Here is a 20710-nt window from a genome sequence, read left to right as displayed (position 1 = left end):
CCCGGCTCCGCCCGGCGGCCGCTGGGTCGGCCGGCCGGCGGGTACGCGAAAGGGCGGGATGGTCGCCCACCCCGCCCTCGCGTCGTCGCCTCGGATCAGTCCTCGGACTTCTCGTCGCCCGGGGTCACCAGCACCACCTTGCGCCGGCGGGAGAGCACCAGCAGCGCCCCGCCCGCGAGCAGCACGGCACCGCCGATGCCACCGATCAGGCCGACCTGCACGCCGGTCACCGGCAGGCCACCGTCACCGCCACCGTTGCCGCCGCCCGAGGTCGGGGTCGCGGTCGGCTGGCCGCTCGGCCCGGCGGTGGGCTGGCCGGTCGGGCTCGGGCTCGGCGACGGCCCGGTGCTCAGGTCGACGAAGACGTCGAACTGGGCGATGTTGTCCAGGTCGTCGGTCTCGGTGAACGCCCGGCGCTGGCCGAGGCTGGCGACCTGCGGCTCCTCCTCGGGCCGCCCCTGGGCGCCGTCGAGACCGGCGGCGAAGACGAAGCCCGGCCGGAGCACCTTCTCGGTGACGTCCGCGCCGACCTTCACCCGTACGTCGGAGGTGTAGAACTGGCCGGGCCGCAGCACCGCGCCGGCGTCCTCGCAGTACGCCTGGGCGAGCCCGCCCAGCTCCTGCTCGACGCAGCCCTCGGGCACCTCGGCGAAGGTGACGCCGACCGGCAGCGTGATGCCGTACGCGACGCCGGTCGCCTTCCGACTGCCGTCGTTGTAGATCGCCCAGTCCAGCGGGGCGGTGTCGCCGGGCTTGACCGGCTTGAGGCCGGACTCGCCGGCCTCGTCGCCGTCGACCGTCACGTCGGCGTACACGTCCTGCACCCAGGTGGTGAGGTCGTAGCCGGGTCGGGCGACGGTGATGTCGTGCTCGACGGTGTTGTTCTCCAGGTCGGGGTCGGCGGTGGCCGCGCTGATGGTGACCACCAGCGTGCCGCCGGCGCCGCGGCCCCCGGTGGAGAAGAGCGGGATGCCGAAGTCCTCAGTGGTCCCGGCGGTCAGGTCGCCGAGCAGGCAGGTGAAGCGGCTGCCCTCGACCTCGCAGCCGTCCGGCACGACCACGCCGACCTTGCGGTCCTTGAGGCCCTTGGTCTCGACGGTGACCGCGACGTCCTTGGCGTCGACGGCGCCGCGCGTGTTGTCGACCTGGAACTTGAACGGCTTGGCCTTGGCTTCCTTGACGCCCTTGGCCAACTCGTAGCTGATCGGAATCAGCTCCAGGTCGGCCTGGTCGGCGGCCTGCGCCGGGGCGGCGACGGTGGCGAGACCACCGGCGGCGAGCAGGGCTACGGCACCGGCGCGCGCCAGAGCCGAGCGGTGGAACAGTGTCATCGATCCCCCGGGGTTAGGGACAGTGGAATGGGTTGCGGACCGAGCGGGACGGTATCGGAGATCGACGCACGTACGCCAGCGCCGCCGCGCGATTCGCGTCCACCGGTGCCCGTACGGACCACACAGTGGGGGCGGGATGGTCACCCATCCCGCCCCCACTGCCGTGCGTTATATGTGAACGGCCCTCATGGGCCGATGGAGGACGTGCCCCCGGCCTGCCCGCTTCCCGCCGCCCGGAATCCCGACGAACAGCAGGTGCGTCGGCCGCACGTTAGCCGCCGCCGGCGGGCCCCGCCATCCCTGCGCGCCGATCGTTTCCGAGCTGTGCCCCAGCCGCCACCAGGCGATTGTCCGGATCACCGGCCTTGCACCGATGCTCACCCGCCAACCGTCGTCCGAACGGCCGCCATGAATGCCCATCCGACCCCGCGGGCCCGACTTCCGGTCGGTCGCGGCGGGACAGACCCCGGGACGCGGCGCGGGGTGGGACGGCAGTCCGTCCCACCCCGCGTCCACCGGCATCGTCGCGGCCGGTCGTTCCACTGCCGCCGTCAGGCGGTCGGCTTCTCGTCCCCGGGAGTCACCAGGAGCACCCGCCGACGCCGCGCCAGCACGAACATCGCGCCACCGGCGGCCAGCACCACCGCGCCGACGCCACCGATCAGGCCGGCCTGCGGACCGGTCACCGGCAGGCCACCGCCGCCACCCTCGCCGCCGGCCGGGGCGGCCACGATCACGGCGAAGTTGTCGCTGTTGTCGCTCGGGTCCACGTCCTTCGCCAGCCCGGCCGGCGCGGTCGTGGTGAGGAAGGAGGCCAGTTCGCTGAGGGTGTTGGTCAGGCTCCGCTCGGTGGCCGGCAGGGCACCCCGCGAGCTGACCTCGACGGAGCCGTTGGTCAGGCTGACCGGAGCGGCGACGTCGGCCGCCACCTTCACCGGGAAGACGCCGTACAGGTCGCCGCCCGGCTTGAGCCGGGTGAGGCCGCTCTCGCAGTCGGCGGTACGCCGGTCGGCGGTGTACTCGCACTCCTTCAGGTCCTGGCTGAAGGTGACGCCCTTGGGCAGGGACATCTTCAGGTCGACCCCGTCGGCGATCATGTCGCCCTGGTTGACGATGTACGCGAAGACGGTGGTCTCGTCGCCCGGGTTCAGGGTCGGCTTCTTCACGTCCGGCTCGCCGTCGGCCCGCCAGAAGAGCTGGGTACGGACGTCCGGCGCCAGCACCAGCAGGTCCACGCCGCTCTCGGTGGTGAACTCCACCTGGGTGGTCCGGGAGTTGTTGGCGGGGTCGGTGTCGTTCTCCGACTGGATCTGGAACGTGACGGGCGCCGAGTAGTCGCCCGTCACCGCGTCGGTGTCCTTGAACGCGAGCGCCGGCAGCTCGACGGTCGCGCCCGGCGTCGGGATCTCCTGCTCGGTCAGCGCGCACAGCCACGTGCGCCGCCCCTCGACCGTGGCCTCCTCGCACTGTTCGAGCAGGGGTACGACGTCCACCTTGGCCGGGTCCAGCTTGGACACGTCGACGGCGAGCACGACCTCGGTCGGGGTGTTCTCACCCTTGTTGGAGAGCTTGACGAAGGCGATCTTGCCCGGGGTGCCGGCCGCGACGCGGGTGCCCGCGACGTCCAGCGACAGGTCGGTGGCCGGGTTGTCGGCGTACGCCGGGGTGCCGAGGACGGTGAAGGCGCCGGAGGCGAGCAGCGCGACGGCGCCCAGCCGCGCCAACGGCCGGTTACGGAAGATCATGGAAGGGTTCCCCCCGTGGGAAGGACGACAGGTACGCCGCAGGCTAGCGGCGCATCACCCGCCGCGTTGCCCCGTGCGCCGTCCGGTCACCATCCCGACTGCCCCCGACCCGTCCCCGTGGCGTCGGCCCCGGTCGCCGCCCGTCAGCGGGCGTCGACCAGCGGCAGCGACTTCCCGGCGCCGCCACCGGGCATGGCGATCGAGGAGAAGTGCGAGACCACCCGCTCGTCGGTCGGGTCGTCGGCCGGGGTGTGGTGCACCGCGAGGCGGTGGTAGAGGGTGTCCCGCTGGGCGGGGATCCGGCCCGCCGAGCGGATCATGGCGATCAGCTCGTGCAGGTTGGAGCGGTGCCGCGCGCCGGCCGAGGAGATGACGTTCTCCTCCAGCATGATCGAGCCCAGGTCGTCCACGCCCATGTGCAGCGAGAGCTGGCCGACGTCCTTGCCGGTGGTCAGCCAGGACGCCTGCAGGTGCGGCACGGTCTCGAAGAAGAGCCGGGCCACCGCGACCAGCCGCAGGTATTCCAGGGTGGTCGCCTGGGTGCGGCCCTTGAGGTGGTTGTTCTCCGGCTGGTACGTCCACGGGATGAACGCCCGGAAGCCCTGGGTGCGGTCCTGCACGTCGCGGATCATCCGCAGGTGCTCGATCCGCTCGGCGTTGGTCTCGCCGGTGCCCATCATCATCGTCGCGGTCGACTCGATGCCCTGGCGGTGCGCCAGCTCCATGACCTCCAGCCAGCGCGCGCCGGACTCCTTGAGCGGGGCGATGGCCTTGCGCGGTCGGTCGGGCAGCATCTCGGCGCGGCGCCGGCGATCGAGTCCAGCCCGGCCGCCTTGATCCGGGCGATGGCCTCGTCCAGGCTCACGCCGGAGACCTTGGCCATGTGCAGGATCTCGCTCGGCCCGATCGAGTGGATGGCGAGCTGCGGGTACGCCTGCTTGACCGAGGAGAAGAGCTCCTCGTAGTACTCGACGCCGTAGTCCGGGTGGTGGCCGCCCTGGAGCATCACCTGGGTGGCGCCCAGCTCGACCGCCTCGCCGCACCGGCGCAGGATCTCCTCCGTCGGGTGGGTCCAGCCCTCCTTGTGCTTAGGGGCCCGGTAGAACGCGCAGAACTTGCACGCCGTCACGCAGACGTTGGTGTAGTTGATGTTGCGGTCGATCAGGTACGTGACGATGTTGTCCGGGTAGCGCCGGCGGCGTACCGCGTCCGCCGCCTCGCCCAGCGCGTGGAAGGGCGCCTCGGTGTAGAGCAGCAGGGCCTCCTCGGGCGTGATCCGCCCGCCGTCCGCGCCGCGCTGCAGGATGTCGTCGATCTCCCGGCTCACCGTCACGCCTCCGAGCCTACGTCGGCCCCCGACGGCGCCGCACCGGGCACCGCCACCGGTGACCCGCGCCCCACGAGCGGGGAACGGGCCGGCACGCTGGGCTCACCGGCGTTCCCACAGCGTGTAACGGAAGGTGAGGACGCGCGTCACGACGTCCGGTGGGCTCTCGACGGTGAGCATCGCGCAGCGGCCGTCTGCGGTGCGTACGCAGAGGTCCGTCCCGGCCGCCAGCTCGTGCACGCCGTCGATCGTCCCGTCCCAGCTGCCGGCCTCCAGGCACCGCCGCACCTCGTGGCCGGTGCCGGCGCCGACGACGGCCAGCTCACCGGGCTCGCGGACGCCCAGCCGGTCGGCCCGCTGGGTGAGCAGGAGGTCGGCCCCGGGTGCCAGCTCGCCGCCCGCGACCCCGCGGGCCAGGTCGAAGCTCTGCCCGTCGGCCAGGGCGAGCCGCTCGCCGCCGCCCACCGCCACCCAGCCGGTGGGCGTGACCGGCCCGCTACCCGTCGGACGGGCCTCGGGCGGCCCGGTTCCGGTCGGCAGGTTGACCACGGCCAGCACGGCCAGCACGGCCAGCACGGTGGCTGCCACGGCCAGGGCCACCGCGACGACGGTCGATCCGGGCGGGCGGGCCATGGCCCATCATGGCACGCGCGGCCGGCCCAACCCAGTTACCGTCATCGATTGTTTACCGGCAGCGGTCAGGCGTCGTAGTCGACCGTGAGCCGGTCGGTGGTCGGGCTGGACTGGCAGGTCAGGACGTACCCGGCGGCCAATTCGTCGGGCTCCAGGGCGTAGTTGCGGGCCATCGTCACCGCCCCGTCGACGACCTTCGCCTTGCAGGTGGAGCAGACGCCGCCCTTGCAGGCGTACGGCAGCTCGCCGCGGACCTTGAGCGCCGCGTCCAGCACCCGCTCGTCGCGCCCCATCGTGAAGCTCGACGACCGGCCGTCGAGCAGGATCGTCACCTCCGCCCCGGCGCCGGGTTCGTCGCCGGGGCGGCGCACCGGCTCCGGCGGGGCGTCGACGTGGAACAGCTCGGTGTGCACCGCCGACTCGGGCAGGCCGCGCCCGGTCAGCAGCTCCCGGGCGGCCACCACCATGCCGAACGGGCCGCAGAGGAACCACTCCTCGATGGCGTCGCCCGGCACGATCGTCTCCAGCAGCCGGCCCAGCCGCTCGGCGTCGATCCGCCCCGACAGCAGCGGCGACTCGCCCTGCTCGCGGGAGAGCACGTGCACCAGGTGCAGCCGGGTCGGGTAGCGGTCCTTCAGGTCGGCCAGCTCCTCGGCGAACATCACCGTGTTGGCCGTGCGGTTGCCGTACACCAGGGTGAAGGTGCTGGCCGGCTCGACGGCCAGGGCGGTCGCGACCAGCGCGAGCACCGGGGTGATGCCGGAACCGGCGACGACCGCGCCGTAGTGCCGGACCCGCTCCGGCGCGAACGCCGTGGTGAAGTGCCCCAGCGGGGGCAGCACCTCGACGGTGTCGCCGCCGCGCAGCGCCCCGCAGGCGAACGCGGAGAACGCGCCGCCGGGGATCTCGCGCACGCCGATCCGCAGCCGGCCGTGCCGGGCCAGCTCGTCCGGGGTCGAGCAGATCGAGTACGACCGCCGCACCTCCGCACCGTCCGCACCGGCAGAGCCGGTGGGCCCGGCTCCGCCGGGACGACGCACGGTGAGGTGCTGGCCGGCGGAGAACGCGAAGGTCTCCCGCAGCTCCTCGGGCACGGCGAAGGTGATCGCCACGGCGTCGTCGGTGAGCCGGTCGACGGCGGCGACGGTCAGCGGGTGGAAAGCCGGCCGGCGGCGGACGGGTCGGGTGATCGTGACAGTCACAGCGCCTTCAGGTGGTCGAAGGGTTCGGAGCAGGAGCGGCAGCGCCAGAGGGCCTTGCACGCGGTGGAGCCGAAGCGGCTGACCTGCTCGGTCTCCGGGGAGCCGCAGCGCGGGCAGCGGACGGCCAGGGTCAGCGGCACCACGGTCGCGGTCCGGGCCGGGGCGGGCGGGGCGATGCCGGCGGCGGCCAGCTTGGCCCGCCCGCTGTCGGAGATCCAGTCGGTGCTCCAGGCCGGGCTGTAGACCGTGCGCACCTCGGCGTCCGGGTGACCCGTGGCGGCCAGCGCCCGGCGGATGTCCGCGCGGATCACGTCCATCGCCGGGCAGCCGGTGTAGGTGGGGGTGATGGTCACGACGACCCGGCCGGTGGCCGGGTCCTCGTCGACCGCCCGCAGGATGCCGAGCTCGTCGATGGTGATGACCCGGATCTCCGGGTCCACCACCGCCGCCACGGCCGCCCTGGGGTCGGTCACCACCGGGCTCCGGGGTGCGCGCGGTGCAGCACCTGCATCTCGGCGAGCAGGTACGACAGGTGCTCGGTGTGCACGCCGGCGCGCCCGCCGGCCGGCGCCCAGCCGGTCTCCGGGCGGGTCAGCGTCGCCTCGTCGAGCACGGCGGACACGACGGCGTCGAAGTCGGCCCGCAGGGTGGCCGGGTCGACCGGCGCCGCCGGGTCTGCCGTGAACAGCTCGTGGTGGTACGGCCAGAGGAGGTCCAGCGCGGCCTGGGCCCGGCGGTGCGACTCCTCGGTGCCGTCGCCGAGCCGCTTCACCCACAGCGAGCTGTGGTCCAGGTGGTAGGCGGACTCCTTGCGCGCCTTGGCGCCGATCGCGGCCAGCCGCTCGTCGGCGCACCCGGCCAGCGCGGTGTAGAGCGGCAGCTGGTACGCCGAGAGCAGCAGCAGCTTCACCATGGTCACCGCGAAGTCGCCGTTGGGCAGCTCCACCAGCAGGCAGTTGCGGAACTCGCGGTCGTCGCGCAGGTACGCCAGCGCGTCCTCGTCCCGGCCGGCGCCCTCCAGCTCGCCCGCGTACGACAGCAGCAGGCGGGCCGCGCCGAGCTGGTCGAGGGCGATGTTGGCCAGCGCGATGTCCTCCTCCATCTCCGGCGCGCGGGTGGCCCACTCGCCGAGCCGCTGCGCGGCGACCAGCGCGTCGTCGGCGAGCGCGAGGGTGAAGCCGAAGGGACCGTTCACAGGTGCGCCACCCCGTCCGGCACCTCGTAGAAGGTGGGGTGGCGGTAGACCTTGTCGGCGGCCGGGTCGAAGAAGGCGTCCTTCTCGTCCGGGCTGGACGCGGTGATGGCGCTCGCCGGCACCACCCAGATCGACACCCCCTCCTGGCGGCGGGTGTAGAGGTCGCGGGCGTTGCGCAGGGCCAGCTCGGCGTCGGGGGCGTGCAGGCTGCCGACGTGGGTGTGCGACAGCCCGCGCCGGGCCCGGACGAACACCTCCCACAGCGGCGAGGATTCCTTGCTCATGCGGCCACCTTCTCCCTCTGCTGCGCCCGCTTGGCGGCGTACGCCGCGGCGGCCTCACGTACCCAGGCGCCCTCGGTGTGGGCGCGGCGGCGGTGTTCCATCCGCTGCCGGTTGCACGGGCCGTCGCCCTTGATCACCCGCATCAGCTCGTCGTAGTCCGGCTGGGTGTAGTCGTGGGCCTGGCGCTCGTCGTTCCAACGCAGGTCGGGGTCGGGCAGGGTGAGGCCGAGGATCTCGGCCTGCTGCACGCACATGTCCACGAAGCGCTGGCGCAGCTCGTCGTTGGAGAAGCGCTTGATCTTCCAGGCCATCGACTGCGTGGAGTGGGTCGAGTCGCCGTCCGGCGGGCCGAACATCGCCAGCGACGGGTACCACCAGCGGTCGACGGCGTCCTGGGCCATCGCCTTCTGCGCGGGGGTGCCGTGCGCCAGCGTGTGCAGGATCTCGTAGCCCTGCCGCTGGTGGAACGACTCCTCCTTGCAGACCCGGATCATCGCCCGCGCGTACGGGCCGTACGAGCAGCGGCAGAGCGGCACCTGGTTGACGATCGCGGCGCCGTCCACCAGCCAGCCGATGGCGCCGACGTCGGCCCAGGTCAGCGTCGGGTAGTTGAAGATCGAGCTGTACTTCTGCCGCCCGTTGAGCAGCATCTCGACCAGTTCGTCCCGGCTGATGCCGAGGGTCTCGGCCGCCGCGTAGAGGTAGAGCCCGTGGCCGGCCTCGTCCTGCACCTTGGCCAGCAGGATCGCCTTGCGCTTGAGCGAGGGGGCCCGGCTGATCCAGTTCCCCTCGGGCTGCATGCCGATGATCTCGGAGTGCGCGTGCTGGGCGATCTGCCGGATCAGCGTCCGGCGGTACGCCTCGGGCATCCAGTCGCGCGGCTCGATCTTCTGGTCCGCGTCGATGACCTCGGCGAAGTAGGCCGCCAGGTCCGCGCCGGGCTCCGGGGCGCCGCGCCGACCGCGCGCCGCCGCCTCGCGCAGCGCCGCCTCGGCCGCCTCGACCTGACCGAGCAGGTCACCACCGGGAGCGTCCCCCTCGGCGGCGAAGTCGTTGCCATACATGGTCCAAGTGTTACAGCTCATCCCCGATGACACCAGAGGGTGTAACAGAATTGCGAGAAGCCTTTGCGTCACCGGACAGCCGCTCTGGGTGGACACCTGCACCGGTTCCGGCCTGTGACATGCATCACTTACCGGAGATGAATCCCCCCAAGGGCGGCATACCTGCTGTTAGTCCCGGGTTCACGGCAAGTTGCCGTGCGTCAGGTTCTGGCGAGTCGCCCGTCCGGACGTAGACTTCCCCCGGTCACCACCGATCGGCTGCTGACGATCGCACCACGACGACGGCCATCCCCCGGCCTCAGCGGTCGAGCCGACCCATGCGGAAACAGCCGGCCCCCCCGGCCCTGACATCTGGAGTTCACCCACTCATGCGATCTCGCGTGACCATGGTGCTCGCCGTCCTGGCGGTCCTGCTCGGCGCCGGCCTGCTGGTGCCCACCGCGTACGCCAAGCTGGCCGGCGACGGCAACGGCCTCGGCGGCATCGGTGGCGGCGTGGCGGAGCAGGTCCCCGCCCCGACGCCCACCCCGCCCCCGCCGCCGACGCTGGCCGCCGGGCCGGTCTCGGTGAACTTCAAGGGCGAGTTCTTCGGCTGGGCCCTGATGGACCGGAAGACCGGAAAGATCTCCGGCTCGAAGAACATGACCTCGACCAGCTCGACCGAGTCGATGCTCAAGGCCTGGATCGTCTCCGACTACCTGCGCCAGCTCGGCGACAAGGAGCCGACGGCGGCGCTCAAGAAGGCCGCGAGCCTGGCGATCCGGGACAGCAACGACACCGCGGCGAACCAGGTCTACTCCGCGGCGGGCGGCTCCTACAAGGTGCCCGCGGGCGGCCAGCCGGGTCCGGTGATCAAGCGGGCGATCAGCATCTGCGGCCTCACCGACACCAAGCGCGGCAACGTGCCCAGCTACGAGGGCTGGTGGAGCTTCACCCGGATGTCCCCCCGGGACGCGGTCCGGCTCGGCGACTGCATCGCCGACGGCAAGGCGGCCGGCCCGAAGTGGACCAAGTGGGTGCTCAGCGAGATGGCCCAGGTCCGCGGCAGCGTCAAGGTGCAGCAGGCCAGGTCCGGCGGCGGCAAGTGGGGCATCGTCGACGGTCTGCCCGCCGAGATCAAGGAGCAGGGCCCGGTCGCCATCAAGAACGGCTGGACCCCCCTCAACTACGACGGCAACTGGCACGTCAACTGCCTCGCGGTCACCGACAAGTGGAGCCTCGCGGTGATGCTGCGCTACCCGCAGAGCAGCAAGCTGGAGTACGGCGCGAAGGTCTGCGCCAGCGTCGCGACCCAACTGGTCACGCCGCAGCCCGGTGCGGCGCTGAAGGTGCCGCAGCAGCCGGTCGGGAAGCTCTGATGGCCGGCAGCCGCCGCGGTGCCGGTGCCGGGCGGAACGCCACACCACTGACGCTGGCCGCCGTCGCCGCCATCCTGATCGGCCTGGTGCTGGTGGCGCTGCGGCTGCTGCCCGGCTCACCGCTGCAGTCGGCCGCCGCCTCGCACTGGGGCGAGCCGACCCAGGACCGCTCCACCGGCGAGCCCACCAACCGCAGCAACCGCCCGAGGCCCACCCCGTCCCCCGCGCCGTCGCTGGAGCCGCTGCCGTTCGCGGACAAGCAGATCGACCTCGACATCAAGGGCTGGTACGCCTGGAGCGTGCTGGACACCCGGACCGGGAAGATCATCGGTTCGGAGAACATGGACGAGACCAGCACCACCGCGTCGCTGATCAAGTCCTGGATCGTCGCCGACTACCTGCGCCGGGCCGACGACGCCGGCCAGCAGCCGAGCGAGGCCAAGCTCGCCGAGGCCACCCGGATCATCCGGGACAGCGACAACACCCTCGCCGAGAAGTTCTACAACAGCGTCGGGCGGTCCCCCTCGATCAAGCGGATGGTCTCCATCTGCAAGACCACCGACAGCAGCCCGGCCGCCGACGGCGGTTGGAGTCGGACGAACCTCTCCCCCCGGGACACCGCCCGGCTCGGTGCGTGCATCAAGGACGGTCGCGCCGCCGGCCCGAAGTGGACCAACTGGCTGCTGAACGAGATGCGGCAGGTGCGCGGCGATGGTGACTTCGGGATCCGCAAGGCGTTCCCCGAGGCCGAGCGGAAGACCATCGCCATCAAGAACGGCTGGGTCGACCGGACCCGCGAGCAGGAGATGCACATCAACTGCCTGGCCATCGGCGACAACTGGACGATGGGCGTGATGGTCCGCTACCCGATTGGCATGGGCTACGAGTACGGCATGAAGAACTGCCAGAAGATCACCGAGGCGGTGCTCCGGTCGGACACCTGAGCCGGTCGCCCGCCGTGTCGCCGATGTGGCGGTGTCCCCTCACCCGGGGCACCGCCACATCGGCGTTCTGGTGTCGATCAGCCCGTCGGCGCGGTCAGCCGGCGAAGAACTCGGGACCGCCGTCCGGCAGCGCCGGGGCCTCGCCGATCGCCGTGGCCCGCCGGGCGAACTCGCGCAGCCCGGCCACCTGCCGCTCGCCGAGGGAGAAGTCGAGGGTACGGAAGTACGTGGCGAGGGTCGCCGCGTCGAAGGGCTCCCAGCGGGCGGCCGCCTCGGCCACCTGGTCCAGCTCGGCCAGGCACAGGTCACGGGAGCGCAGGAACGCCTCGTGCACCTCCTTGACCATGCCCGGGTGGGCGGCGGCGAAGTCGCGGCGTACCGCCCAGACGGCGAAGACCATCGGCAGTCCGGTCCACTCCCGCCAGGCCTGCCCGAGGTCGGTGACCGCCAGCCCTCGGCGCGGGGCCTCGTAGAGCGCGCGCAGCGCCACGTCGCCGATGAGCACGCCCGCATCGGCCTCCAGCAACATCTGGGTCAGGTCCGGCGGGCAGCGGAAGTAGTCGGGGCGGACGCCGTACCGCTCGCCGAGCAGGAGCTGGGCGAGGAGCACCCCGGTACGCGAGGTGGAGCCGAGCGCGACCCGACCCCCGTCCAGCTCGGTGAGCGGCTTGGTGGAGACCACGTTGACCGAGAGCACCGGTCCGTCGCTGCCGACCGCGAGGTCCGGCAGGAGCAGCAGCTCGTCGGCGTGCCGCAGGTACTCCACCTGCGAGATCGGCCCGATGTCCAGGTCGCCGGCGACCAGCGCGGCGCTCAGCCGGTCCGGCGAGTCCTTGTGCAGGTCGACGTCGAGCAGCGCGCCGGAGCGCATCAGCCCCCAGTAGATGGGCAGACAGTTCAGGAACTGGATGTGCCCGACCCGGGGGCGCGCCACGCGTTCAACCATGACCCGACCGTAGCCCCGTGCTCCTCGGCCTGCTCAGCGGCCCGGCACCGGAGTGGCCAACTCCGCATCCACCGCCCGTCGACCGGGCTCGGCCGCCGCTGCCGGCGCGACCGGGCCGACGGCCGATCCCGCCCGCCGGACGGCGCGGACGACCACGGGCACGAAGGCGAGCACGACCAGCAGGCCGGCGACCCCGGCCACCGCGATCAACGGGCGGGGCGGCAGCACCGCCAGCAGCGCGCCGCCGGCCAGGTACCCGGCCATCGAACCGCCCTGGACGGCCGCGCCGTAGGTGGCGTAGGCCCGGGCGCGCAGCGCCTCGGGGACCCGCCGGGCGGTCAGCACGTTGGCGAAGACGTTCTCCCCACCGTTCGCCGCGCCGCCCACCAGCCAGAGCGGGACCAGCAGCCCGGCCGCCGGCACGGCGGAGGCGAGGACCACCATCAGGCTGCAGCCGCCGAGGGTGGCCAGCACCCCGTACACCAGGGCGCCGTCGTCGGTGAGCCGGCGGGCCAGCCGCGCGGCGAGCCAACTGCCCGGCAGCATGCCGGCCATCCAGGCCGCGCCGACCAGCCCGTAGATGGTGGCCGAGCTGTCCAGCGTGTCGCGGATGAAGAACACCTCGATCACGTTGATGCCGCCGATCGCGGCGATCACCGCGGCCGTGGTGACGACGACGGCGAGCAGCAGCGGGTCGCGGCGCAGCCGCCAGGCCGGCGCCGGTCCGGTGGTGGTGGCGGCCGTGGCGGTCGCGGTCCGCCGGCCACCCCGGCGGGTACGCAGCAGCAGGCCGGCGGCGACCAGCGCGAGGTAGCTGACGGCGTCCAGCAGCAGCGGTACGCGGGTGCCGAACTGCCCGACCAGCAGCCCGGCGAGCACCGGGCCGGCGAGCGCGCCGAGGGAGACGGCGGTCTGGCTGACCGCGCTGGCCCGGGGCAGGTCGTCGGGGCGCACCATCGCCGGCAGCAGCGCGGCCAGGCAGGGCTGGGTGACCGCGAGCCCGCAGGCGAGCAGCGCGACCAGGCCGATGACCAGGATTGGATGTTCGGCGAAGGCGAGCAGGGCGCAGAGCCCGGCCTGCACCAGCCCGACGCCGACCAGCAGCCGGCGGCTGTCCACCCGGTCGGCGAGCCGCCCGGCGAGCGGGGCGAGGCACCACCAGCGGCAGGGTCGCGGCCAGCAGCAGCCCGGAGACGGCGAGCCCGCTGGCGCCGACGGCCTGGAGGGCGAGCGCGAGCGCGGTGGCGGCGAGGAAGTCGCCGCAGATGGTGGTGCCGCGCGCGGTGGCGGCCAGCCAGACGTCGGACCACCGGGAACCGTCAGATGCGAAGGACATACTTCGAAAATAATCCTTCACACCTGATCGAATCAACCCCCTTACGCCAGCGGCACCGCCTTGTACTGGATCGCCACCGAGCGCGCCCCGGCCGGCGGATCGGCCTGCCGGTTCCGTTGCCGGTACGGCCGGAGCAGGGCCAGCACGGCCTCGTTCAGCTCGGCCAACTCGGCGGCGGTGAGCAGCAGCATGCTGTCGTTGAAGAGCGCCACGTCGTACCACTCGGGCGGCTCGCCCCCGGCGCGCCGCAACCAGTCCCGGGTCCGCTCCATGTCCCGGGCGGCGTGCGCCTCCACCAGCGCTTGCTCGGCGGCGCGGGCCTCGGGGCCCGCGTCCTGGCCCGGGTCGACGAACCAGCTCTGGCTGAAGGTGCGCCAGAGCCGCTCCCGCGCGTCGCCCCGGCTGGGCGCCTGCTCCACCAGGCCGGACTTGGCCAGCGCCCGCAGGTGGTAGCTGGTCGCGCTCGGCGACATGCCGACGAGCTCGGCACACTCGGTGGCGGTCGCGCCGCCCTCCCGGGTGCTGAGGTACTCCATGATCGCGATTCGGGCCGGATGGGCCAGCGCCCGCATCACCTGCGGGTCGCTGATCGTCATCCGGCGCTGCTCGGGCCGCGCCTCCGTCATGCCACCCATGATTCCCCGTCGGCGTCCGCCCCGGTAAATTCGGTTGCCTGCCCTCAGCGCCGGAGTAAGCTGCGCTGTTCCGCCTGACGGCCGTGGTGAGTAGCACCGCACAGGACGTCCCCGCGCCGACCCGAGGTCGGAAACGCGAGCGGCAGCGTTTTTCCCCGTTACGAGGAGTACGTGGATGACCCTGCACGCCCAGGAACAGACCCTCGATGCCCAGCTCGCCGCCGAGCGGGCCCACCTGGACACCTCCCGCGCCGCACTGCGCCGGATGCGGGAACGCGCCGAGGCCCTCTTCGCCACCGGCGACAAGGTCGCCGGGGACGCCTACACCGCCGAGCAGCTCGGCCGGCACATGGCCCGGCGGGTCAAGGAGCTGGCCGACGACCCGACCACCCCGCTCTTCTTCGGCCGGCTCGACTTCGGCCACACGGATCCTGACCATGCCGGACGCGAGTACCACGTCGGCCGGCGGCACGTCACCGACGAACGGGGCGAGCCGCTGGTGCTGGACTGGCGGGCCCCGGTCTCCCGGTCGTTCTACCGGGCCAGCGCCCGGGACCCGCAGGGCGTCGCCGTCCGGCGGCGGTTCGGGTTCAGCGGCGGCGCGCTGACCAGCTTCGAGGACGAGCGCTCGACCGGGGCGAGGAACTGGGCACGGCCAGTCGGATCCTCACCGCCGAGATCGAGCGCCCGCGCGTCGGCCCGATGCGCGACATCGTCGCCACCATCCAGCCCGAGCAGGACGAACTGGTCCGGGCCGACCTGGCCGACTCGATCTGCGTGCAGGGCGCGCCGGGCACCGGCAAGACGGCCGTCGGGCTGCACCGGGCCGCGTACCTGCTCTACCTGCACCGGGAGCGGCTGCGCCGCTCGGGGGTGCTGATCGTCGGGCCGAACCGGGCGTTCCTGTCGTACATCGCGGCGGTGCTGCCGGCGCTCGGCGAGGTCGAGGTCGAGCAGGCCACGGTGGAGGACCTGGTCACCCGGGTGCCGGTGGGCGCGGTCGACCACCCCGCCGTGGCCACGCTGAAACACGACGTCCGGATGGCCAAGGTGCTGCGCCGGGCCGTCGACGCCCACATCGGCGCGCCGACCGAGCCGATCATGGTCTCCGACGGCTCGTTCCGCTGGCGGATCGGCCTCGACCCGCTGCACCGGGTGGTCGAGGAGACCCGCCGGGAGGGCCTGCCGTACGCCACCGGCCGCGACCGCGTCCGGGCCCGGGTGGTGGGGCTGGCTGCAACGCCAGGCCGAGGCGCGCCGGGCCGAGTCACCCAGCGACGCCTGGCTGCGCCGGATGGCCAAGGCCCGGCCGGTCACCGCCTTCCTGGACGCGGTCTGGCCGGCGCTCACCCCGGAGGGGCTGGTGCACACGCTGCTCGGCGACCCGCAGGCGCTCGCCGCCGCCGCCGACGGGCTGCTCACGGCGGAGGAGCAGGCGCTGCTGGGCGGCGCGGCACCACCGGCCGGACCGGGACGAAGCTCGGGCGCACCCCGAGGACGACGAAGTGGACCGCCGCCGACGCGGTGCTGATCGACGAGGCCGCCGGCCTGATGGAACGGCCCGGCGGTTTCGGGCACGTGGTGGTCGACGAGGCGCAGGACCTCTCCCCCATGCAGTGCCGGGCGATCGCCCGGCGCAGCGAGCACGGCTCGATCACCCTCCTCGGCGACCTGGCCCAGGGCACCGCCCCGTGGGCGGCCACCGACTGGCGGGAGTCCCTGACCCATCTGGGCAAGCCGGACGCGGTGGTGGTGCCGCTGAGCGTCGGCTTCCGGGTGCCGGCGGCGGTGGTGGCGTTCGCCAACCGGCTGCTGCCCGCGCTCGCCGTCGACGTACCCGCGGCGCGGTCGCTGCGCCGCGACGGCGCGCTGGACGTGCGGACCGTGACCGACCTGGACGCGGCGACCGTGGCCGAGGTGCGGGCGGCGCTCGCGCACGACGGTTCGGTCGGCGTGATCGCCGCCGACGACGCGGTGGACCGGCTCCGCGCGGCGCTGGCCGCCGCCGGTGTCCCGACCGCCACCGCCGACGACGTCGAGACCGCGGAGCGGGTCACCGTCGTCCCCGCGACGCTGGTCAAGGGCCTGGAGTACGACCACGTCGTGGTCGTCGAGCCGGCCGCGATCGTCGCCGCCGAACCGCGTGGCCTGCACCGCCTCTACGTGGTGCTGACCCGGGCGGTGTCCCGGCTGGCCGTGCTGCACACCGCGCCACTGCCCGCCCCGCTGACCGACCCGGCCGGCTGAGCGGGCCGGCGCGGGCGCACGGGGCGGCGGGGCTGGCACCCGAGGGGTACAACCGGAGTCGGTACGTCCGTCCGGGTGCGCAACCCCGAGGAGCCCCGATGATCCTGGCCCGCGCCGAGCAGGCCACCCGCCGGTACGGCCACGTGCTCGCCCTCGACCGGCTCGACCTGGCGGTACGCGCCGGCGAACTGGTCGGCCTGCTCGGGCCGAACGGCGCCGGCAAGAGCACCCTGATCAACCTGCTGGTCGGGCTGCGCCGCCCCACCACCGGCCGGGTGGAACTCTTCGGCGGCGACCCGCGCGACCCGGCGTCCCGCCGGCACCTCGGGGTCACCCCGCAGGAGACGGGCCTGCCCGGCACGCTGCGCGTCGGCGAGGTGGTCGACTTCGTCGCCGCACACTTCCCCGACCCGGTACCCAAGGCCGAACTGCTCGACCGCTTCGGCCTCACCGCGCAGGTGAAACGGCAGACCGGCGGCCTCTCCGGCGGCCAGCGCCGGCGGCTCGCCGTCGCGCTGGCCTTCCTCGGCCGGCCCCGGCTGGTGGTGCTCGACGAGCCGACCACCGGGCTGGACGTCGAGGCGCGGCACACCCTCTGGGAGGCGATCCGGGCCTTCCACGCCGACGGCGGGACGGTGCTGCTGAGCAGCCACTACCTGGAGGAGGTGGAGGCGCTGGCACACCGGGTGGTGGTGATGGGCCGGGGTCGGGTGCTCGCCGACGACACGGTGGCGGCGATCCGCGGCATCGTCGGCGTACGGCGGGTCAGCCTGGTCGCCGACGCGTTGCCCGCGCTGCCCGGCGTGGTCGGCACCACCCACACCGAGGGGCGTACCCACCTGCTCACCACGGACGCCGACCAACTGGTGCGCGACCTGGTCACCGCCGGGGTGGCCTTCCGCGACCTGGAGGTGCGTCCCACCTCGCTGGAGGAGGCGTTCCTGGCCATCACCGCCGACGACGGGTCGACCCCCGCCCAACCCACCACGGTCTGAGAGGGGGCACCCGTGCAACTCGCCCTGGTCCACGCCCGCTACCAGCTGCTGGAGATCATGCGGATCCCGGTCGCGGTGGTGGGCAGCGCGTTCTTCCCCGCCGCCTCGATGCTCTTCTTCGTGGTGCCGTTCACCGGGGACGACCCGACCGCCGCCACCTACGCCACCGCCGCGATGGTCACCTTCTCGGTGCTCACCGCCAACATCTTCCAGTACGGCGTCGGGGTCTCCGAGGACCGCGCGCTGCCGTGGAACCCGTACACCCGGACGCTGCCGACCGGTCCGGCGGCGCGTTTCGCCGGGCGGGTGCTGGCCGGCCTGGTGCTGACGTACCTGTCCATGCTGCCGGTGGTGGTGATCGCGGCGGTGGCCACCTCGGCCCGGGTCGGCGCGGTGGAGTTCCTGCTCGGCGCCGCCACGGTGGCCGTGATCTCGGTGCCGTTCACGCTGCTGGGCCTGGCCATCGGGTACGCGCTGCCGAGCAAGGCGGCGATCGTCGTCGCCCAGGTGGTCTTCTTCCCGCTGGCCTTCGGCGGCGGGCTGCTCTCCGGCCCCGACACCGCGCCCGGCTTCATCCGGGCGATCGCCCCGTACCTGCCCACCCGGGGTGCGGTCGAGCTGATGTGGGCGGCGGTCACCGACTGGTCGCCGGACCCCCGCGCGCTGGTCTCGCTGGGCGGCTGGGCGGTGGCGCTGGCGGCGCTCGCCGGCTGGGCGTACCGGCGGGACGAGGGTCGCCGGTACGGCTGACCTTTCGTCCGTTTCCCCCGCACCCGACGGCGGGACGGTGCCAGGATGCCGGCAGGGCGTGCCGCCGACGGCCGCCACCGGCGGAGAGGGGCCATCGTGAGCGGCGTCGAGCCCGGCACGCCCTGCTGGACCGACCTGGCCACTCCCGACCTGGAGGACGCGAAGCGCTTCTACCCCGAGCTGTTCGGCTGGACCGGCCGGGTCTCGCCGGAGCCGGAGGCGGGCGGCTACACGATCTTCCTCAAGGACGGCCGGGCGGTGGCGGGCGCGGGACCGCCGGCCACCCCGGACCAGGTGCCGATCTGGTCCACGTACGTGGCCACCGACGACGCCGACCTGGCCGCCACCCGCGTCGAGTCGGCGGGCGGGCAGGTGCTGGTCGCCCCGTTCGACGTCTTCGACCAGGGCCGGATGGGGGTCTTCGCGGACCCGGCCGGCGCGGTGTTCAGCGTCTGGCAGCCGATGGCGATGAGGGGTGCGGAGCTGTTCAACGTCCCCGGCGCGATGTGCTGGAACGAGCTGGTCACCCCGGACCCGGCGGGTGCGAAGGCCTTCTACGAGCTGGTCTTCGGCTGGCACCCGGAGGACGAGCCGATGGATCCGGTCCCCTACACCGGCTGGCGGTGCGGGGCGCGGATCGTGGCCGGCATGATGCCGCCGCTCGGCGACGACTTCCCCGAAGACATGCCGGCCTACTGGTCGGTCTACTTCGCGGTGGCGGACACCGACGCGACCGCCGCCCGGGCCGCCGCGATCGGCGGCACGATCCTCGTCCCGCCCCGGGACATCCCCCAGGGGCGCCTGGCCGCCCTCCGCGACCCGCAGGGCGCCCTCTTCTCCGTCATCACGCTCCCCCCGTCCTGACGCAGAGCAGGGTCAGTGGGGGCGGATGGGGACCACCAGCGGGCCGTGGTCGCCGTCGATGACGCGCACGTGGGCGCGGTAGTACGTGGCGAGGAGTTCCTGGGTGAGGACCTCGCGGGGCGGGCCGGCGGCGACCACCCGGCCGTCGGCGAGCAGCACCAGCCGGTCGGCGTACTCGCCGGCGACGGAGAGGTCGTGCATGGTGGCGAACACGGTCAGCCCGTGCGCCCGCCGCAACTGGTCGACCAGCTCCAGCACCTCCTGCTGGTGGCCGATGTCCAGCGCGCTGGTCGGCTCGTCCAGCAGCAGCAGGGTGGCGCCCTGGGCGAGCGCCCGGGCCAGGAAGACCCGCTGCCGCTCGCCGCCGGAGAGGGTGGCCAGCTCCCGGCCGTGGAACGCGGCCAGGTCCAGCCGGTCCAGCACCTCCCGCACGGCGGCCAGGTCGGCGGCGGACTCCCGCCCGAGCGGCGGGATGTACGGGGTGCGGCCGAGCAGCACGTAGTCGAGCACCGACATCCCGGCCGGCACCACCGGGGACTGGGCGACGGTGGCCACCACTCGGGCCCGCTCCCGGGGACGCAGCGCGCGCAGCGGCGTACCGAAGAGGGAGACGGCGTGCGGCGCGCGCAGCAGGCCGCCGACGGCGCGCAGCAGGGTCGACTTGCCGGCGCCGTTCGGGCCGATCACGGTGACCCACTCGCCGGCCGCGACGGTCAGGTCGACCCCGGCGAGGATGGGCGCGCCGCCCAGCCGCACGTGCAGGTCACGGACCTCGACGGCGGGCGTCACGACAGCACCCGCCGGGAGGTGCGCAGCACCAGGACGAAGAACGGGCCGCCGAGCAGCGCGGTGACCACGCCGATCGGGATCTCGGCCGGGGCGGCGACGGTGCGGGCCACCACGTCGGTCAGCGCCAGGAACGCGCCGCCGAAGAGCATCGACAGCGGCAGGATGACCCGGTAGCTGGACCCGGCGAGCAGCCGCACGGTGTGCGGGACGATGATCCCGACGAAGCCGATCAGCCCGGAGGCGGAGACCGCCGCCGCGGTGCCGAGCGAGGCGGCGGCGATCAGCAGGTAGCGGGAGCGCTGCGGGTGCAGCCCGAGGCTGGCCGCCTCGTCGTCGCCGAGCGACAGCACGTCCAGCTCGCGACGGTGCAGCAGCACCACGACCGCGGTGAGCGCGAAGTACGGCAGGACCAGCAGCACGTCGTGCCAGCCGGCGGTGGCGAGCCGGCCGAGCAGCCAGGAGTAGACCAGCTGGATGCTGTCCGAGTGCCGTTGCAGCAGGTACGTCTGCCCGGCCGAGAGGAACGCCGAGACCGCCACCCCGGCCAGGATCAGCGTCGCCGGGGACCGGCCGCGCGCGCCGGCCACCCCGAGCACGTACGTCATCGCCACCGCGCCGAGTGAGCCGACGAACGCGGCCAGCGGCACGGTCAGCGACAGCCCGGTCAGCGCCGCACCAGCCGCGCCGAGGGAGATCACCGCGGTGACCGCCAGTCCGGCGCCGGCCGCCACTCCCAGCAGGTACGGATCGGCCAACGGGTTGCGGAACACCCCCTGGTACGCGCCGCCGGCCAGCGCGAGCAGCGCGCCGACCAGCAGGCCGAGCACCACCCGGGGCAGCCGCAGCTCGGTGACGATGGCGATCTCACTGGCGGTCAGGCCGCTGTCCAGGTGCACCCCGGGCAGCAGGTTGAGCAGTTCGGCGGCGACGCTGCCGGGCGGCAGGCTGACCGGGCCGAGCGACACCCCGGCGACCACGGCGACCAGCACCGCGACCAGCCCGGCGGCCAGCCAGCGCCGGCGCAGCCCGGCCGGCCGGGCCGTACCGGAGGTCGCCCGCTCGGGG

The 20710-nt window shown here is 73.5% G+C and carries 18 protein-coding genes and 2 pseudogenes; 6 read left to right on the top strand and 14 right to left on the bottom strand.

Annotation, left to right across the window (positions count from 1 at the left end; genetic code table 11):
- Positions 1-95 precede the first annotated feature (95 nt).
- The 9 genes and pseudogenes from JNW89_RS03815 to paaA all read right to left on the bottom strand — a co-directional run bounded on the left by JNW89_RS03815 (position 96) and on the right by paaA (position 8781).
- On the bottom strand, positions 96-1331 hold the full coding sequence (locus JNW89_RS03815) for an LPXTG cell wall anchor domain-containing protein (protein WP_238447721.1): 1236 nt from the start codon (positions 1329-1331) through the stop codon (positions 96-98).
- Between the two features lie 551 nt (positions 1332-1882).
- Positions 1883-3076, bottom strand: coding sequence for a hypothetical protein (locus JNW89_RS03810; RefSeq protein ID WP_238447720.1), 1194 nt, complete (start codon positions 3074-3076; stop codon positions 1883-1885).
- A 143-nt stretch (positions 3077-3219) separates the two neighbouring features.
- Positions 3220-4409 (bottom strand): annotated as a pseudogene (mqnC, locus tag JNW89_RS03805) (cyclic dehypoxanthinyl futalosine synthase).
- Between the two features lie 96 nt (positions 4410-4505).
- The gene (locus tag JNW89_RS03800) at positions 4506-5036 is read right to left on the bottom strand and encodes a hypothetical protein (RefSeq protein ID WP_238447719.1); all 531 of its coding nucleotides are present in this window, start codon (positions 5034-5036) and stop codon (positions 4506-4508) included.
- Between the two features lie 65 nt (positions 5037-5101).
- On the bottom strand, positions 5102-6238 hold the full coding sequence (gene paaE / locus JNW89_RS03795; RefSeq protein ID WP_238447718.1) for a 1,2-phenylacetyl-CoA epoxidase subunit PaaE: 1137 nt from the start codon (positions 6236-6238) through the stop codon (positions 5102-5104).
- A complete protein-coding gene (gene paaD, locus JNW89_RS03790) occupies positions 6235-6711 on the bottom strand; it encodes a 1,2-phenylacetyl-CoA epoxidase subunit PaaD (protein ID WP_238447717.1) in 477 nt (158 codons plus the stop codon). The genes paaE and paaD overlap by 4 nt, the downstream gene beginning before the upstream one ends.
- Entirely contained in the window at positions 6708-7433 is a 726-nt protein-coding gene (gene paaC / locus JNW89_RS03785) for a 1,2-phenylacetyl-CoA epoxidase subunit PaaC (protein ID WP_238447716.1), read from the bottom strand. Before paaC ends, paaD begins: the two co-directional genes overlap by 4 nt.
- Complete coding sequence (gene paaB / locus JNW89_RS03780) at positions 7430-7717, bottom strand: 1,2-phenylacetyl-CoA epoxidase subunit PaaB (protein ID WP_088959289.1); 288 nt, start codon at positions 7715-7717, stop codon at positions 7430-7432. The genes paaC and paaB overlap by 4 nt, the downstream gene beginning before the upstream one ends.
- Complete coding sequence (gene paaA / locus JNW89_RS03775; RefSeq protein ID WP_238447715.1) at positions 7714-8781, bottom strand: 1,2-phenylacetyl-CoA epoxidase subunit PaaA; 1068 nt, start codon at positions 8779-8781, stop codon at positions 7714-7716. Before paaA ends, paaB begins: the two co-directional genes overlap by 4 nt.
- A gap of 368 nt (positions 8782-9149) precedes the next feature.
- Here paaA and JNW89_RS03770 point away from each other — a divergent pair, with 368 nt between their 5' ends.
- Entirely contained in the window at positions 9150-10139 is a 990-nt protein-coding gene (locus JNW89_RS03770; protein WP_238447714.1) for a hypothetical protein, read from the top strand.
- Positions 10139-11083 carry a class A beta-lactamase-related serine hydrolase gene (locus JNW89_RS03765; protein WP_238447713.1) on the top strand — a complete coding sequence of 315 codons (945 nt, stop codon included), beginning with the start codon at positions 10139-10141 and terminating at the stop codon, positions 11081-11083. The genes JNW89_RS03770 and JNW89_RS03765 overlap by 1 nt, the downstream gene beginning before the upstream one ends.
- A 94-nt stretch (positions 11084-11177) precedes the next feature.
- Here JNW89_RS03765 and JNW89_RS03760 read toward each other — a convergent pair whose 3' ends face one another.
- The 3 genes from JNW89_RS03760 to JNW89_RS03750 form a co-directional block, all read right to left on the bottom strand.
- A complete protein-coding gene (locus JNW89_RS03760) occupies positions 11178-12029 on the bottom strand; it encodes a menaquinone biosynthetic enzyme MqnA/MqnD family protein (protein WP_238447712.1) in 852 nt (283 codons plus the stop codon).
- 33 nt (positions 12030-12062) lie between these two features.
- A complete protein-coding gene (locus tag JNW89_RS03755; RefSeq protein WP_238447711.1) occupies positions 12063-13148 on the bottom strand; it encodes an MFS transporter in 1086 nt (361 codons plus the stop codon).
- Positions 13149-13406: 258 nt separating this feature from the next.
- Entirely contained in the window at positions 13407-13991 is a 585-nt protein-coding gene (locus JNW89_RS03750; protein ID WP_238447710.1) for a helix-turn-helix transcriptional regulator, read from the bottom strand.
- A 184-nt stretch (positions 13992-14175) separates the two neighbouring features.
- On the opposite strand from JNW89_RS03750, the pseudogene JNW89_RS03740 reads away from it, so the two are divergent.
- From JNW89_RS03740 to JNW89_RS03725, 4 genes and pseudogenes are all read left to right on the top strand, one after another.
- Positions 14176-16247 (top strand): annotated as a pseudogene (locus JNW89_RS03740) (HelD family protein).
- 98 nt (positions 16248-16345) lie between these two features.
- The gene (locus tag JNW89_RS03735; RefSeq protein ID WP_238447708.1) at positions 16346-17242 is read left to right on the top strand and encodes an ABC transporter ATP-binding protein; all 897 of its coding nucleotides are present in this window, start codon (positions 16346-16348) and stop codon (positions 17240-17242) included.
- Positions 17243-17254: 12 nt separating this feature from the next.
- Positions 17255-17992 (top strand): ABC transporter permease, encoded by a 738-nt coding sequence (locus JNW89_RS03730; protein WP_238447707.1) that lies wholly within the window; start codon positions 17255-17257, stop codon positions 17990-17992.
- A 96-nt stretch (positions 17993-18088) separates the two neighbouring features.
- On the top strand, positions 18089-18856 hold the full coding sequence (locus JNW89_RS03725) for a VOC family protein (RefSeq protein WP_238447706.1): 768 nt from the start codon (positions 18089-18091) through the stop codon (positions 18854-18856).
- Between the two features lie 12 nt (positions 18857-18868).
- Here JNW89_RS03725 and JNW89_RS03720 read toward each other — a convergent pair whose 3' ends face one another.
- The gene (locus JNW89_RS03720) at positions 18869-19645 is read right to left on the bottom strand and encodes an ABC transporter ATP-binding protein (RefSeq protein WP_088959298.1); all 777 of its coding nucleotides are present in this window, start codon (positions 19643-19645) and stop codon (positions 18869-18871) included.
- On the bottom strand, positions 19642-20670 hold the full coding sequence (locus JNW89_RS03715) for an iron ABC transporter permease (protein ID WP_238447727.1): 1029 nt from the start codon (positions 20668-20670) through the stop codon (positions 19642-19644). The genes JNW89_RS03720 and JNW89_RS03715 overlap by 4 nt, the downstream gene beginning before the upstream one ends.
- Positions 20671-20710 lie beyond the last annotated feature (40 nt).

Source organism: Micromonospora sp. 4G55, assembly GCF_016803375.1.
The sequence above is the reverse complement of the archived record's forward strand: the minus strand, read 5'-3'. Positions and strand labels throughout refer to the sequence as shown.

Bases quoted from the DNA above. Each gene is read 5' to 3' on its own strand.
- JNW89_RS03815 (WP_238447721.1), bottom strand. From the start codon at position 1,331: ATGACACTGTTCCACCGCTCGGCTCTGGCGCGCGCCGGTGCCGTAGCC.
- JNW89_RS03810 (WP_238447720.1), bottom strand. From the start codon at position 3,076: ATGATCTTCCGTAACCGGCCGTTGGCGCGGCTGGGCGCCGTCGCGCTG.
- JNW89_RS03800 (WP_238447719.1), bottom strand. From the start codon at position 5,036: ATGGCCCGCCCGCCCGGATCGACCGTCGTCGCGGTGGCCCTGGCCGTG.
- paaB (WP_088959289.1), bottom strand. From the start codon at position 7,717: ATGAGCAAGGAATCCTCGCCGCTGTGGGAGGTGTTCGTCCGGGCCCGG.
- paaA (WP_238447715.1), bottom strand. From the start codon at position 8,781: ATGTATGGCAACGACTTCGCCGCCGAGGGGGACGCTCCCGGTGGTGAC.
- JNW89_RS03770 (WP_238447714.1), top strand. From the start codon at position 9,150: ATGCGATCTCGCGTGACCATGGTGCTCGCCGTCCTGGCGGTCCTGCTC.
- JNW89_RS03765 (WP_238447713.1), top strand. From the start codon at position 10,139: ATGGCCGGCAGCCGCCGCGGTGCCGGTGCCGGGCGGAACGCCACACCA.
- JNW89_RS03760 (WP_238447712.1), bottom strand. From the start codon at position 12,029: ATGGTTGAACGCGTGGCGCGCCCCCGGGTCGGGCACATCCAGTTCCTG.
- JNW89_RS03750 (WP_238447710.1), bottom strand. From the start codon at position 13,991: ATGACGGAGGCGCGGCCCGAGCAGCGCCGGATGACGATCAGCGACCCG.
- JNW89_RS03735 (WP_238447708.1), top strand. From the start codon at position 16,346: ATGATCCTGGCCCGCGCCGAGCAGGCCACCCGCCGGTACGGCCACGTG.